Genomic DNA, 14,366 nt, shown 5'->3' on the forward strand with positions numbered 1-14,366 from the left:
AAGAATGATATTAGAAGTGAAAAATATTGATTATGCGTATAAAACTAAAAAATCAAAAAAGGTATTAAATCAGGTATCAACGCAATTTGAAGAAGGAAAATTCTATACGATTGTAGGGGCAAGCGGAGCAGGAAAAACTACGTTACTGTCGCTGCTTGCAGGTCTTGATACACCAATGTGTGGAAGTATCCTTTATAACGGAGAGGATATACAAAAGCGGGGCTTGAATTATCATAGGAAACATAACGTGTCCATCGTATTTCAAAACTATAATCTCATTGATTATCTGACCACAGAAGAAAATGTAAAGCTTGGTGGGAGTAAAAGCCCGCAGAAGTTACTGTCCGAGGTAAATATTCCACATGAAGCGTGGACAAGAAATATACTGCAACTGTCGGGAGGACAACAGCAACGAGTTGCCATTGCAAGAGCTTTGGCCAGTGATGCGAAAGTACTTCTTGCCGATGAGCCAACAGGTAATCTTGATGAAAATACAGCAGACGAAATTATTGAACTGTTATGGCATACAGCTCATAAACTTGCAAAATGTGTGATTGTTGTAACCCATAGCAAGAAAATTGCAGATATAGCAGATGAGGTTATTCAGATAAAGGATGGCTTCATTGAGAGAAATAGTCAAATCCATAATTAGGTGTGTTGGATTTTGTAGGGAATTACCCACCGAATAAAAAGGCTGCGGAAGCGGCTGCACCTCCTATGCCTGTCAGCCATTCGATGTGCGGAAAGCATTCTTTATCATTTGGGAAGCATCGCGGAGGCTTGCAAATACAGTGGTGCAAAATAAAGATTTTGAGGCGTATTCACGACATCATTATTGTCTGCTCAAGGCATACGGAGTGTGGTTGTTTGTTGGAGAAGAAATAAGATGAATTGCAGTCTTACTATTACTAATCAATATGTTATAATAGTCATAAAGAAAATTGATGAGAATCATATAACTTTAGTTTTTTTAGATTTTCATGTCATGTAGTTTTGTAAGCGGAAGAAAAACAGGGCCACAGAAAATTTTGATTGAGCGGTAAACTTGTAAGTTTTATATTTTGGGGAGGTGGGTATCGATGAATAACGATTTGGGTTCTTTGAAATTTGATTTTTGCTTTTCATTGATCCTTGCTTTTATGGAGTGTGCAGTCGTTACTGCGCTGATTTGGGCTACCTTTAATGGATTTGGCGGAGTGACTATGGAGTATACAAAAAATGGAGAGGTCGCCATTACTGTGATGCTAACGGTACTCCCGTTGTTGCTGTTAATAGTTCTATCTTTTCGCTTAGTCAGACTGCACAAATGTAAATCGGATGCAAAAGGGTACGTTTTCGCAATTCTGTGTTATTTTTCGGGGATTTTAATTGGAATTATTGCCTTTCAATTTCCTTTAATATTCCCAAACTTAAAAAAGTCAATGACTTCATTGTTGATAGACGTTATAAGAGGTTTTGGCTGGGTTGAATATCCTATCGGATAAATATTCTATTTAAGAAAGTCAGAGATGATGAGCATTCACTCCTGTAGGCGAATTATAACAAAGCTGCAGGAAATTCATATAATCTAAACAGACCGATAAATAGAAATTTACAAAGAGAAAAGATAAGTAGGATCGGAGATATTGATTTCTGTTAAAAACTGCTAAGACTAAAATCCTAAGTACGCTGAGAATTTTATTGTTAGCAGCTTTTATCTTTACTAAATTAGACATCGAAAAATGAGAGTTGCAATGGTTATAATCAGTACTACTATTTTATAAAAACAAGGTTTGAGTGGTGGAATTATTGAAAATACACCCTGACGCCAAGGGGGTACCAGAGTCGTTGGTCATCAGATTACAGCCACAAGGCACGTTGAGACGGTAACACTGATCACAAAGAAGTAAAACAAATGAAGTGAGCAAGATGTACGTCTTATGCAAAGAAACCCCAGTGGTGAAGTGCAGGCAGATTTTTATTAATATAGATACTAAATAAAGAAGGATGGAAAATAAAATGGGTGATAAAAGTATTAAAAAGGAAACAAAGAAACCGAAGAAATCAGATAAAAAGCCTTCAGCTACCTTAGCTTCCTCAGTGATAAGACCGGTTGTGACTCAACCTGAATTAATTAAAAAGGAGAAAAAGCATAAGTAGAGTTTCAAGACGAGATGTTGCGGTTTTGGAGTGAAAAATGGGCAAAAATTAGGCTAAAAAATGCCCGATTTTTGCCCTGGTTTTTAGGGAAAAATATAGATGATATAGCGGCATTTCGAAAGGAAAATCAAACTATAATTATAAGATTAGAGCAGGAAAAAAAGTAAATGAAGGCAGATCCTTATTGACATATATTTATGATAGTGATATATTTGTATCTATAAGTGACAAATATATCACTATATGGAGGTTAACATATGTTTAGTAAAAAAAGTAGGTTTCTAGGTATGCTAGGATTTTTGGGATTTGTGGGGTTTCAGGCTTTCCGATATTTTGGTAGTGGAAATGTTAATGATTTAACTTACATCGGTTTCTTTGGATTCTTTGCATTTTTCTTTATTGCAAAAATAAGCGGCAACAGAACAGATGAAAGATATGTTGAAGATGTTAAAATAGCTAAAGCGTTTATGGGTAATCTTGCTTTTATCGAAATAACCATGTTGATGATATTAGGAGTTAAAGAGTCTCCAATTCGTGAGTATTTATTTATTCTTGTATCCGCGTGTTTTGCTTCCTTAATAATTTCATATGCAGTAAAACTTTATATACTGGAAGAGAGATAATAAGATGGCTGATTTTATTTGCAATATAAAGAAATACAGACAATTAAAAGAATTGACACAAGAACAATTGGCTGAAAAAGTTGGCGTTAGGCGAGAAACAATTATGCGGTTAGAAGCAGGAAAATATAATCCATCTCTAAAACTTGCTGTTGATATTTCAAGGGTTTTAGAGACACCTATTGAGGATTGCTTTAATTTTAACGGTTGCTGAGGCAATTAATAACTTGTACGCATTTGGCGGAAAAGGCGCATAAAAGATTGATTATATATAGATACAACAAAACTCACTAAATAAGGAGGACGCTATGAACTGGGAACCATGGACAGGCTGTTACAAAATTAGTGATGGTTGCACATATTGTTATTTTTATGGACCCCATGCAAAACGATATGGTCAAAACGTCATAGAAAAAACAGACAAATTTGATTGGCCTATAAGGATGAATGCAAAAGGCGAATACAACATTAAAGGTAACAAAATTCTTGCAACTTGTTTTGCAACTGACTTTTTTCTTCCTGAAGCAGACGAATGGCGTAAAGAAATATGGGCTATCATCAAGAAAAGAACAGATATAGAATTTTTGATTTTGACAAAGCGGATTGACCGCTTCCTTGTATCGCTTCCGTCAGATTGGGATACTGGATATGACAATGTGAATATTGGATGTACTGTCGAAAATCAAATATTAGCCGATTATAGGCTTCCATTATTTTTATCCTATCCGATAAAGCGGCGTTTTATTGCCTGCGCACCGCTATTAGAAGCGATAGATTTAACATCATATCTTCATGGAGTAGACCATGTTACAGTTGGTGGTGAAACGGGGCGAGAGGCTCGTGAATGTGATTATGATTGGGTACTTAATATCCGTGAACAATGCGTAAAAGCAAATGTAACATTTTGGTTCAAAAATACAGGCTCACTTTTTCTACGTGACGGAGTAGTGGAAAAAGTAAATCCATTTAAGCAAACCAGTATGGCAAAAGAGCTTGGTATAAATATTTCAGACGGAAAAAGGTTGTTTTGACAGGAACGGAATAGTATAAAACATTATTACCTATTTTGTTTAATTAATGTTCTGAACCAGTCCAATGAGTATTGGGCGCAGTGTACCTCATAATAAAGAACGGATGTATATTGTTGGGTTTAAAGGGTGAAAAGCTATCAAGATAAAGTGCCAAAACCAAAGTGAAATGGCGGATGCTACGTAGCGTTTCATTTATGACATAGAGCGTTTCTTGTGTGAAAATGAATGCTTAGGTATAGTAAAAGCACATCGAACAATTCGGTGAACAATTAGTTTTCATAGGAACAAGGAGGAACAAATTTATGACAATAGGAGAAAAAATTAAGGAAGCAAGAAAGAGTGCGGGACTTACACAGGAACAGATAGCTGAGAAACTGATGGTATCACGCCAAGCAATTACAAAGTGGGAATCAGATAAAGGAATTCCGGATGTTGATAATTTGAAGGCAATTTCAAGTTTACTAAATGTTAGTATAGATTATCTTCTTGATAATGGACAGAATATGTACACCCCAGTCATTAGAGAAGCAATTGATTTATCAAAGTATGAAAAGAATGCGAAAACACAGATTGTTATGGAAAAATATCCAGAGGCTGAGGTATGGTCGTTAATTGCCAAACCAAAGCTTACAAAGGGTGAAATAGTAATTGATAATGTATTGGGATTTATATTTGACGCACCATTTGGGATGCCGGAATTGGCTAATGAACTTAAAAATGTAAATAAATCTTTCTTTTTGGTAAATAAAGATAGTAAACAGTATTTTGTTATGGTAACAAATGAGTTTATTGAAAGTCGTGAAATGATAAAGCCTGTGACAGAGAAGAAGTTTGAAATAGGTAAGATGAAATTTACAAAGTGTAGCTATCCGGTGAAGGATAAGAATAGATAATTATATACACCAGTTTGTCTGTGAATCTTTGATATTTAAAATATTGAGCTTCATAAAAGAAGGGGGTTCACGTTATGGCTAAAAACGATAATATGCTGGCAATTCTGTGGATGCTGAATTCAGGCGTAAAAATGACTGCAAAACAAATATCCCAAAAATTAGAAATAAATATAAGGACAGTTTATCGGCATATTGATGCACTATGTGCCAGTGGAGTGCCTATAATATCCGCCCCAGGTCATAATGGCGGGTATAGCCTGCTGAATAATTTTATCAGATCACCTCTGCTATTTGATATGGAAGAAAAAAAGGCACTCCTTCATGCTGCTGTTTTTGCAAAAGAAGCTGGATACCCTTTGAGTGAGGCATTAGGCAATGCGACATCAAAGTTGAAAATGTATTCGAATAAGGAACAGGAAAGTATACTTAACCATCATTTAGCCGGAGTTGAAGTTATAAACCGCATGGTAAAACCTTCCATTAAGCCGATATTGGCGGAATTGGAGCAGGCTGTAGAAAAGGAATTCTCTGTAGAAATTGATTATCTCACAAACCGTGAAGAGCAACCAAAGAATAGGATAATAGACCCCTATGGAATGGTTTACTGGAACAACAAATGGTATACTGTTGCATTTTGCCACCTAAGGAATGAAATACGAAGCTTTCGGGTAGATCGGATTTTACTAATCAAGTGTACTCAAATAATATTTAAGCGTCCCGAAGCTTTTTCGACCCGTGAATTTTTTATGAAGAACCTGTTACCTGATTTAGTGGGTAAGGAGGGGTTAATCTCTTTAATTATCGAAGGCAGGTCAGAGGCGTTGGATGAACTATGCATGCATTGGTTTTTAGGGCATCATCTGAAAGAGCGAACATCTAATCAAGCCGTCTTTTTATTTGAGGAAAAATCAATTCATATTTATGTCCCTTATTTTCTCCTACCCTATGGTAAATCCATTCAAATAATCGAACCACAGAGTTTGAAAGAAAGACTTGTTGCTATTGCATCGGAGTTAATGGAATATTATCAACTTTAATAGCTTCACTGACAGCAGATGTCAGTGAAGTTATTTTATAATGAGGATAGTCACTGATTACCGATGGTCGGTATTTCTTGATGAATAAAATAGGGAGAAATTGCAAAATGAATAATACAGTATATCTTTATGTGTTTGACACAATGTCAGACTGGGAAATAGGTTACTTAACTGCCGAGCTGAACTCGGGAAGATATTATAAAAAGGGACTTGAACCATCAAGAATAGTAACTGTTGGAATTGAAAAGACGCCTGTAACAACAATGGGTGGATTGAAAATACTGCCTGACATCAAACTGGATGAGTGCAGTATTGAAAGCACAGATGCATTGATTTTACCTGGTGGAGATACATGGACAGAAACAATGCACCAACCCATCTTAAAAATCGTTGAGAGGTGTTTAAAGGAAGGTATATTGGTTGCAGCGATTTGTGGTGCTACAATGGGACTTGCTCAGACAGGATTGTTGAATTCACATTGGCATACAAGCAATGATCTGGAATACCTTAAAATGATCTGTCCCACTTACACGGGCGAAAAGTATTACAAAATGGAGCCTGCTGTAACTGATGGAAAATTGATCACCGCATCTGGAATAGCTCCGTTGGAATTTTCTGTACACGTCTTGAAATCTCTGGGTGTGTTTTCTTCACAAACATTAGATGCTTGGTATAGTCTTAATAAGACTCATGAATCCAAATATTTCTATGAGTTGATGAATTCAATCCAATAAAGAATCGGTTGCAAGTTTTGTTTCAGGTGATCGATATGGAAGTATATTGGATCCTTTTGGAGTAAGGTGGTCTATTATGACTAGGATTGAGGATTTGTCAGAAGAAGAAAGTAGTCGTTGGGTTGCTGAATGGGCCAAAAGCTTTAGTGGAGAATAAATGTAATAAATGTTTTAATAAAAAGTGTTAAAAGTGATAATTTGCTGAAATGATGTAATAGAAATGCTAGTGCCAAATAGTTGACGGAAATAGAAACTTCAAAATTTTGAGGTTGAAAAAGCAATCTTTTGAAAATATACCCTGCCGCCAAGGGGCTACCAGCTTCATGCGGCATCATTATCACCGCTACAAGGCACGTTGAAACTGTGATTCTGATGACACGTTGTGGTAGAAGCGAAAAATAAGGCACTTAACCACAAGATGTCGTGATTATTTGGGGAGTAATGAGCTGAAATCGAGCCGAAAAAGTGCCTTTCTTAGCCCTGCTTTTGAGGGCATTTTATAGATGACATAGGTGGAAACGAATTTTAAGAGTGTAAGGAAACAGAAAAATTCGCTTGTGTTTTTGAATTAAAATTTATATTTCCTATATGAGCCATCTGAAAATGATTTTGTCAGTCAGGTGGCTTATTTTAATATTTACATTCTAAATAATGAGACTATAATATATAATGATAATGGTACCATAAAGGAGAATTAACATGGATATTGCAAAACTACTATTAAACCCTGCAAGGCTTCGCATTGTTCAATACATTTTATCGCATGGTCAGGCTTCCGCAAGTGATGTCTGCACAGCTATGCAGGATATTCCTAAGGCAACAGTATACCGCCACACCAAGCTTTTGGAGGATCATGGAATATTAACGCTTGTTAGAGAAAACCGTGTACGAGGCGCTATGGAAAAAGTCTACATGGTAAATAAAAAAGCCATAACTCCAGATGCTCATTCCGCATCTCATTTGGCAATAGGATATTTTATTGAACTTATGCAAGAAGTACAGACCTATTTAGCGCAAGAGGATGCAGACGTGGCAAGAGATATGATTTTCTTCAACACCTGTATTCTCAATACTACCGACAGCGAATACAGGGAAATGCTTGAGAAAATATCGATCATTCTCAAGGAATACATGAATCTGTCGTCAAGCACAGAACGGAAGGCAAGAAAACTGTCTATGATTTCTACATTTAATCAAAAAGATGAGGAGAACTAAAATGAAGTTTCATGAATTTGGAGATAAAAAAAATCCACATATTATGCTGATACATGGTGGAGGTAACGCATGGTGGAATTATCTTCGCCAAGCAAGAGCATTGTCTGAACGGTATTATGTAATTCTTCCAACAATGGATGGACATGGAGAAGAATATGCGATTCCTTATGTATCTACGGAAGCTACAGTAGATAAACTTATGGATTACATTAACGAGAATTGTGATGGAAGACTTTTTGCACTTTGCGGCGTTTCTCTCGGTGGTCAGATTGTAATCGAGCTTTTATCCAGAAAACCGGATTTGGTAGAAAAAGCAATTATCGACGGCAGCGTATGTTATCCAACACCCAATATGGCTAAATTCTGTACTTTCACCTTTAAACTAACCTTTAAATTTATATTCAGTGAAAAAGCTTGTAAAAGGCAGCTTGCACTAATGCCCAAAATGCTTCCTGAAAAAATGCTTTACCCAAAAGAGATGCGAGATTATTATATTCAGGAGATGCCATTACTACCGAAGGAAACCATGGTTTCCGTATATCGTACATACATGTATTATCATCTTAAAGCAAGTTTGAGAGATACCAAAGCACAAGTGATGTATTGGTATGGTGAAAAGGAGATGAAATGTGTAAAAAAATCAGCACAACTTTTTCAATCCTACGTTCCTAATTGTGTAATATATAAAGCACAAGGCTATAACCACGGTTATCTTGCTCTCTATCTTCCGGATGAATGGCTGGAGATTGCTTGTAAATTTTTTGATAATTAAGCATTTAAATTTGAATACATAGATTGCCTCCAAGGTCCCACTAGGTTCAAGCAGCATCTTTTTTGACCGTTCAAGGCATGTTGAGTGTGTGGTTTTGATGACGAATTGTGGTCAAGATAGAACTTGCTGCTCGCTGTAAAACACTACAAGTGACCAAATACCCAGAAATAGAAATAATCCTTGAAAAATTTGGAGCCATATTCAAAAAACGTATCTAAAGCGATTAGGTTGAAATTGACTTTTTACATTGGGGTAGTATGCCTAATGAGAAAAACAAGTTTAACGATTTGAAGAAGGCCATGTTGCAACGTAATGTTCTAAATCACTTATTCAGCTAAAACTACGGTTTCAGGCTAATGTTCTGAATCGGCTTTGTGATGAGTTTGACGATTCCTTTATTACCGAAGACGACGCTGGAAATTATATTGTAGAGGTCGTGTCCGGGAAATTATAGCTGCAAAATTAAGACAAGCCTTAAAATTATATAATCCAATGATTTGAATATGACATACAGTTGTCTTATTATCTTGTTTATAATTAATGAGGAATGTGATGCGACATTTTTGATTATGAAGTCATGGGAGGTAGAAACGTGATAACAAATGATACTAGGTGGACAAAAGGGACTATACATAGATTCGCGGGCACGGACATTGCTGGTTATTATGGTGATGGAGACAAGGCAGAAACATCACAACTTAATGGGCCTGCAGGCTTGGCAGTTGACAAGTACGATAATGTTTTCGTTGCTGAACTGCACAATAGTGTTATTAGAAAGATTGATGTACGAACCGGAATAATAACAACTGTAGCAGGAAATTGTTCAAAGGGCTATATAGGCGATGGCGGTCTGGCAACAAATGCAAAACTAAATGGACCTTTGGGCGTATTTGTTGATGGCGGTGGTAATATTTTTATTGCAGATTCATTTAATCATAGAATCAGAAAAGTTGAAGCAGATACTGGAATAATTACCACCATAGCGGGAAATGGCACAGAGGGATATGCCGGAGACGGTTTTAATGCCTGCAATTCACAACTCAACTTCCCCGCAGGAGTTGTTGCCGATTCCAAAGGTAATGTATATTTTAATGATTTTAAAAATGACAGAGTAAGAAAAATTGCCACAGACGGGATAATTTCAACTTATGCTGGTACAGGTATTCCTGGATATAGCGGAGATTCTGGGCCAGCAGACAGGGCACAGATAAATCAAGTTTATGGGTTGGCAATTGACAAAGATGATAATGTATATCTTATGGACAGCGCTAATTTTGCTGTCAGAAAAGTTGATGCTGAGTCCGAATAATTACTACAGTAGTCGGAAAAGGCAAACAAGAGCCGGCAATTGAATTTGGCGTTGATGTTCCCCATGCGGTAGATGTTGACTTAAACGGTAATATACTTATTGGTGATACTGGTTCTTACAAAATTCACTTGGCAAATGTAAAAACAAATTTCGCTTATACAATTGATGGCACCGGTGAAAAAGGTTATTCGGGAGACAATGGTCTTGCACGGAATGCAAGTTTTGCTGTTCATGGATTAAGGATGGATTCAAGGAATAATTTGTATTTCGTGGATTTCATTAGCAATGTTATTCGATTGATCAGGTTTTAACTTGTGTTTTTGACGTTAGGTTATAAGCAAGGGGGCTGTTCATTTGCTTTCGTTCGAGAATGTGGAACAAGCTCATCGGTAATATACAAAAGGACTGTAGATATGTTTGCGCATACGGTGCATATAGAATCCGTTGTGCTTTTGAAAGTTGATAAGTAAAGAGCTTTGAGGATTTTATGGATTTTTTATATGAAGATTACCGAATTTTTAAACTTATATTGAAAGTTAGAGGAGACACATTATGAGAGATATAGAAAAACTGAATTTCAACGAATTGGAAAAAGAAGCAATTGAGTTTATTACAAAAAACAAGTTTATGGCCTTGTCCACATGTTTAGAAAATCATGCTACAGTCAGAATGGTGAGCATTATTAGTGAAGATTTGGACATCTATTTTATGACCTTAAAAACTACGGTTAAGTTCCAACAGCTTAAGAATAATTCTAGTATTACTTTTTGTATCGGGAATATGCAAGCTGAAGGTACAGCAGAAATAAGTTGTCACCCGTTGGAAGACACAGACTTTTTGGAAAGCTATAAAAGGTGTCATGAAAACACCTTCAAAATCTATGGACATTTACAAGATAGTATAATAATAAAAATAAAGCCTAAGTTTTTGTCATTTTGGAAATACGATGACGGATTGGGAGCATATAAGGATTGTCTGGATATTGTCAAGCAGGAAGCATTCAGGGAATTTTATAACAGTAAATTCATGAGCTAATATCATTTTGGAAATACTATACCTAAAATCATATGGACTATACTCGGATTATGATGAGTGAAATAAAAAGTGGGCAAACCAAGCCGTAATAGCAAGGCTTTCCCAATTTTTCATAGTAACTAATATTAGCTTTAGTAACGCTGAAATGAGTCGTAATAAGCGAATGTTTGTTAAATTCTAACTTCGCATTAGGTACAAATGTGTTGATAATTAGAATCATTTAACAAATCATCATTTGCAATTGTCTTTTTACGAGATCGCGATCAATCGCACTTGTGTAGTAGCTACTGCATAGGTGCATAGTCCCGTTTACGGTAAGTACACCGATGGTTTGAACTGTGGCAGGTGATGCCGGCGGAATAAATACTGCGTGTTGCATGGCTTTGCACTCAATGTTTCCCAAATTTGTAATGCTTATACTGTCTCGCTTTGCATATCCAAACATCTTTCCACCAACAAACTTTGCCGCTTTGCTATCAAAGTTACCCATCGATGCAATTGCTGCTGCATCGATTAAGGTTGGGTCCATATTCAGATAACAGGCAAGAATCAACATAGATTTTCTGTTCTTGTCCAGATGAAGTTTTACTTGGCAGTGCACTTTTTTTGCTAGTTTAAAAACATCATCGCTCTTATCTTTGCAAATAATACCTATAGCAGAAGCGTAATTACCCATAGATCCATCTTGGTAACAGGGTAATTTACTGCGAATATCCGCAGCAATGATGATTTTTTTTGTATTTGCTACTCTATACAACTTTGCCATTAGTAAATCATTTATTGAGATTGAATGTTCCTTGCAGAGCTTTCGTATATGATTAACACCGGTTTTATCCAGAACAGCGATTTCGTTGGCAATTGGGTTTTCATAAGCAAAACACCTTACGAAATTTGCATATTCAGTGAAAGAAACTCGGTGGTTTTCATTTTTCCACTGATTGTTGGCACGACGAACCATCCATTTGCTTATGCCTTTTAAATCACTATCTGGTGGCAAATCATCTATTCGCTGAATCAACTTTTCCTCAACAAAGGTCGGGTTTAATCCGCTTGCATACGAATTGGCAAACTCACAAGTAAGTGATAGCAAAGAGCGACCGTCACCCAACAAATGATGTGCTACAAAAAGCATCTGAAAACTCTCCTCATCTGGATATAGAAATACCTTCAGCAGACCGTTTTCAAAAACATTCCAGTCATTTTTTCCAATTTCCCCGTAGTCGTTCCAAATCGTAGAGGGAGAGTCCATCTCACAAACCTCAATTTGTGATTGATCGCTTACTGCATAATATAATCTTGTTTTATCTGTGTCACAGGCAATTACGCTACGTAAAAAAGGGTGTGCAGCCGCCAATAAATCCAAACTACAACACACTTTTCCCATATTGTATTTTTCATTCATCTGAACAAGAATGGAGAAATGCATATTAGGACACATAAAATGTGCTCGCTCAGACATAATATATTGCTTTTCCATAATAGTCTTCCTCCTTTTAGAAGATATTTTTTTTGATAGTGTATATAATTAGATAGATTAGCTTTAATTTTTTCTTAAAATTAAATATCATTTTTTGTTATTTTGATAGATACTATTGCACCTTTTGCATCAATTTGATTTTTAATTTCAAGGGTTCCGTGGTGAATATCCGCAATAGCTTTTGCAATACTTAAACCTAAACCATAGTGCTGATTCGCTCGTGAGATGTCTTCTGTAAAAAATTCTTGTGTTGCTTTTTTTAAACTTTCCTCTGAAAAGCCCATTCCTAAGTCGGCTATATCGAATGTAATGTAAGATTCATTTTCTGAAACGGTAAAGTAAATTTGATAATTTGTATCAGAATAGCGAACAGCATTATCAACAATATTGATAATTGCTCGTTTTAACAGTTCACTGTCTGCATACATCGTATCACATTTAACATTATTGTTTAGCTTAAACTCTATATTCTTAGTTTTACAAAGTGCTACTGCCTCAGTAGAAACATCATAAAGGAAATCTTTTAGAGAAACCATGCTTTTATCAATGTGTATGGAATTGTTATTCACAACACTCATCAGCAATTCCAAATATTTTTCAATGGTATCAGAGCCCGATTGAATGAATGAAATAAGATCTTTATTCTCTTTGGAAGAGTCACTTTCTGCTAATAATTCAGCATTACCTTTAATCACTGTCAATGGTGTTTTAATATCATGAGCCAATGCAGAAAGTTGTGATTTTTTTTGTTGTTCCTTGTCCCACTGCTCTTTTAGTGAGATAGATAACGCAACTTTTAATTTATCAATCGTATCCAGCACAGAATTAAATTCTAAAATTTTAGTAGGCGTCGTATCAAAATTCAAGTCTTGATTTCCTATTTTTTCGGCGGCTATAATAATTGAATTTAAATTTCGTTTTAATTTCTTACTAAATTTTGAAGCTGTGATAACTGCAAAAAAAATGATAAATCCAAAAAGAACAAGCAACATGAAAAGTTCAGGATAAGGAATCATTTTATGAAGTTTTGGATTACTGAAATGTGCAAGCATATCATATTTAATAATAATTATATTGCCGTTATGTTGTGATATTTCCTTGTAAAAATCATAGTATGATTTATTGCCACTTAACAAATATGATTTTGTTTTTTTTATATCATTTTTGGTCATATCGCTATTAATAATCTCACCATTTACGTTTATAACAACATAGCTGCAATGAGTTGGCAATACATTTTTATCAAAATGCTCAATTAAAGTTCCTTCTAATTGATTTAATTTTACATCCGTATAATTAGCTTGTAAAACAAAACCAGATTGAAAAGAAATAGATACAATTATAATGAATACCATTATTAAAACTATAATGGCAACTGAAAGTCCGATTAAATGCTCTAAAAATAGTCTATATATGGAAATTGTGGTTTTCTTTCTTATTTCCATTTATATCCCACCCCCCAAACTGTTTCAATGGGACAATCAATGATTTCATTGAATTTACTTCGAATATTTTTTATGTGTACACGAATGGAGGAAATATCACTTTCAGAGTGAAAACCGAATATTTTCTCCAATATATTTTCAAGTGAAAAAATCTGTCCTTTATTTCTTGCCAATAGCTCACAAATCTCATATTCACTTTTAGTTAAAAATATCAGCCTATTTTTAATGGTTACAGTCTTTTCTGACAAATCAAAAACACAATCATTTAAAATTAAACTTTGATGTCTGTCCCTATGTTCTCTGCGTATATGTGCATTGACTCTTGCTCTAAGTTCTGATACGCTAAAAGGCTTTTTGATATAATCATCACCACCCACAGATAACCCATCGATGACATCTTGTTCCATTGTTTTGGCTGTTAAAAATAATATTGGACAATCGATCATACTCCTGTAATCTCTACAAAAAGTTATGCCATCAAGCCTTGGCATCATAATATCCAAAAGAATTAAATCTGTATGTTTAAAATCATTTACTGCAACTTCCGTCGCAGAATTCTTTGTTATAACAAAATGTCCATCTCTTGTGAGTGCGGTTTCGATTAGCTTACAAATTGCAATATCATCATCAATAACAAGAATATTAGCCATAATATCTCC

16 protein-coding genes are annotated in these 14,366 nt (G+C 35.5%); 13 read left to right on the forward strand and 3 right to left on the reverse strand.

Annotation, left to right across the window (positions count from 1 at the left end):
* Positions 1-4 precede the first annotated feature (4 nt).
* The 13 genes from RTW14_RS02935 (at position 5) to RTW14_RS03000 (ending at position 10,785) form a co-directional block, all read left to right on the forward strand.
* Positions 5-652, forward strand: a complete 648-nt coding sequence (locus RTW14_RS02935; protein ID WP_312648132.1) for an ABC transporter ATP-binding protein — start codon at positions 5-7, stop codon at positions 650-652.
* Positions 653-1,079: 427 nt separating this feature from the next.
* Positions 1,080-1,484 carry a hypothetical protein gene (locus RTW14_RS02945; protein ID WP_312648134.1) on the forward strand — a complete coding sequence of 135 codons (405 nt, stop codon included), beginning with the start codon at positions 1,080-1,082 and terminating at the stop codon, positions 1,482-1,484.
* A gap of 514 nt (positions 1,485-1,998) precedes the next feature.
* Entirely contained in the window at positions 1,999-2,139 is a 141-nt protein-coding gene (locus RTW14_RS02950) for a hypothetical protein (protein ID WP_312648123.1), read from the forward strand.
* A 257-nt stretch (positions 2,140-2,396) separates the two neighbouring features.
* A complete protein-coding gene (locus RTW14_RS02955; RefSeq protein WP_312648136.1) occupies positions 2,397-2,762 on the forward strand; it encodes a DUF3796 domain-containing protein in 366 nt (121 codons plus the stop codon).
* A gap of 4 nt (positions 2,763-2,766) precedes the next feature.
* Positions 2,767-2,973: a helix-turn-helix transcriptional regulator gene (locus RTW14_RS02960; protein WP_312648138.1), complete on the forward strand. Its 207-nt coding sequence runs from the start codon at positions 2,767-2,769 to the stop codon at positions 2,971-2,973.
* 94 nt (positions 2,974-3,067) lie between these two features.
* Entirely contained in the window at positions 3,068-3,790 is a 723-nt protein-coding gene (locus RTW14_RS02965; RefSeq protein ID WP_312648140.1) for a DUF5131 family protein, read from the forward strand.
* Between the two features lie 302 nt (positions 3,791-4,092).
* Entirely contained in the window at positions 4,093-4,683 is a 591-nt protein-coding gene (locus RTW14_RS02970; RefSeq protein ID WP_312648141.1) for a helix-turn-helix domain-containing protein, read from the forward strand.
* Positions 4,684-4,757: 74 nt separating this feature from the next.
* Entirely contained in the window at positions 4,758-5,720 is a 963-nt protein-coding gene (locus tag RTW14_RS02975; protein WP_312648142.1) for a helix-turn-helix transcriptional regulator, read from the forward strand.
* Between the two features lie 80 nt (positions 5,721-5,800).
* Complete coding sequence (locus tag RTW14_RS02980) at positions 5,801-6,454, forward strand: type 1 glutamine amidotransferase family protein (RefSeq protein ID WP_331654381.1); 654 nt, start codon at positions 5,801-5,803, stop codon at positions 6,452-6,454.
* 699 nt (positions 6,455-7,153) lie between these two features.
* Complete coding sequence (locus tag RTW14_RS02985) at positions 7,154-7,669, forward strand: helix-turn-helix domain-containing protein (RefSeq protein WP_312648144.1); 516 nt, start codon at positions 7,154-7,156, stop codon at positions 7,667-7,669.
* Between the two features lies 1 nt (position 7,670).
* A complete protein-coding gene (locus RTW14_RS02990) occupies positions 7,671-8,441 on the forward strand; it encodes an alpha/beta fold hydrolase (RefSeq protein ID WP_312648146.1) in 771 nt (256 codons plus the stop codon).
* A 592-nt stretch (positions 8,442-9,033) separates the two neighbouring features.
* On the forward strand, positions 9,034-9,750 hold the full coding sequence (locus RTW14_RS02995; RefSeq protein ID WP_312648148.1) for an NHL domain-containing protein: 717 nt from the start codon (positions 9,034-9,036) through the stop codon (positions 9,748-9,750).
* A gap of 552 nt (positions 9,751-10,302) precedes the next feature.
* On the forward strand, positions 10,303-10,785 hold the full coding sequence (locus tag RTW14_RS03000; RefSeq protein ID WP_312648150.1) for a pyridoxamine 5'-phosphate oxidase family protein: 483 nt from the start codon (positions 10,303-10,305) through the stop codon (positions 10,783-10,785).
* 220 nt (positions 10,786-11,005) lie between these two features.
* On the opposite strand, the gene RTW14_RS03005 is transcribed toward RTW14_RS03000, so the two are convergent.
* The 3 genes from RTW14_RS03005 to RTW14_RS03015 all read right to left on the reverse strand — a co-directional run bounded on the left by RTW14_RS03005 (position 11,006) and on the right by RTW14_RS03015 (position 14,357).
* On the reverse strand, positions 11,006-12,244 hold the full coding sequence (locus tag RTW14_RS03005) for a hypothetical protein (RefSeq protein WP_312648152.1): 1,239 nt from the start codon (positions 12,242-12,244) through the stop codon (positions 11,006-11,008).
* A gap of 98 nt (positions 12,245-12,342) precedes the next feature.
* Entirely contained in the window at positions 12,343-13,707 is a 1,365-nt protein-coding gene (locus RTW14_RS03010) for a sensor histidine kinase (protein WP_312648154.1), read from the reverse strand.
* Entirely contained in the window at positions 13,698-14,357 is a 660-nt protein-coding gene (locus RTW14_RS03015) for a response regulator transcription factor (protein WP_312648156.1), read from the reverse strand. The genes RTW14_RS03010 and RTW14_RS03015 overlap by 10 nt, the downstream gene beginning before the upstream one ends.
* Positions 14,358-14,366: the final 9 nt, after the last annotated feature.

Origin of the sequence: Aminipila sp. (genome assembly GCF_032051575.1) — a bacterium.
Lineage (GTDB): Bacteria > Bacillota > Clostridia > Peptostreptococcales > Anaerovoracaceae > Aminipila.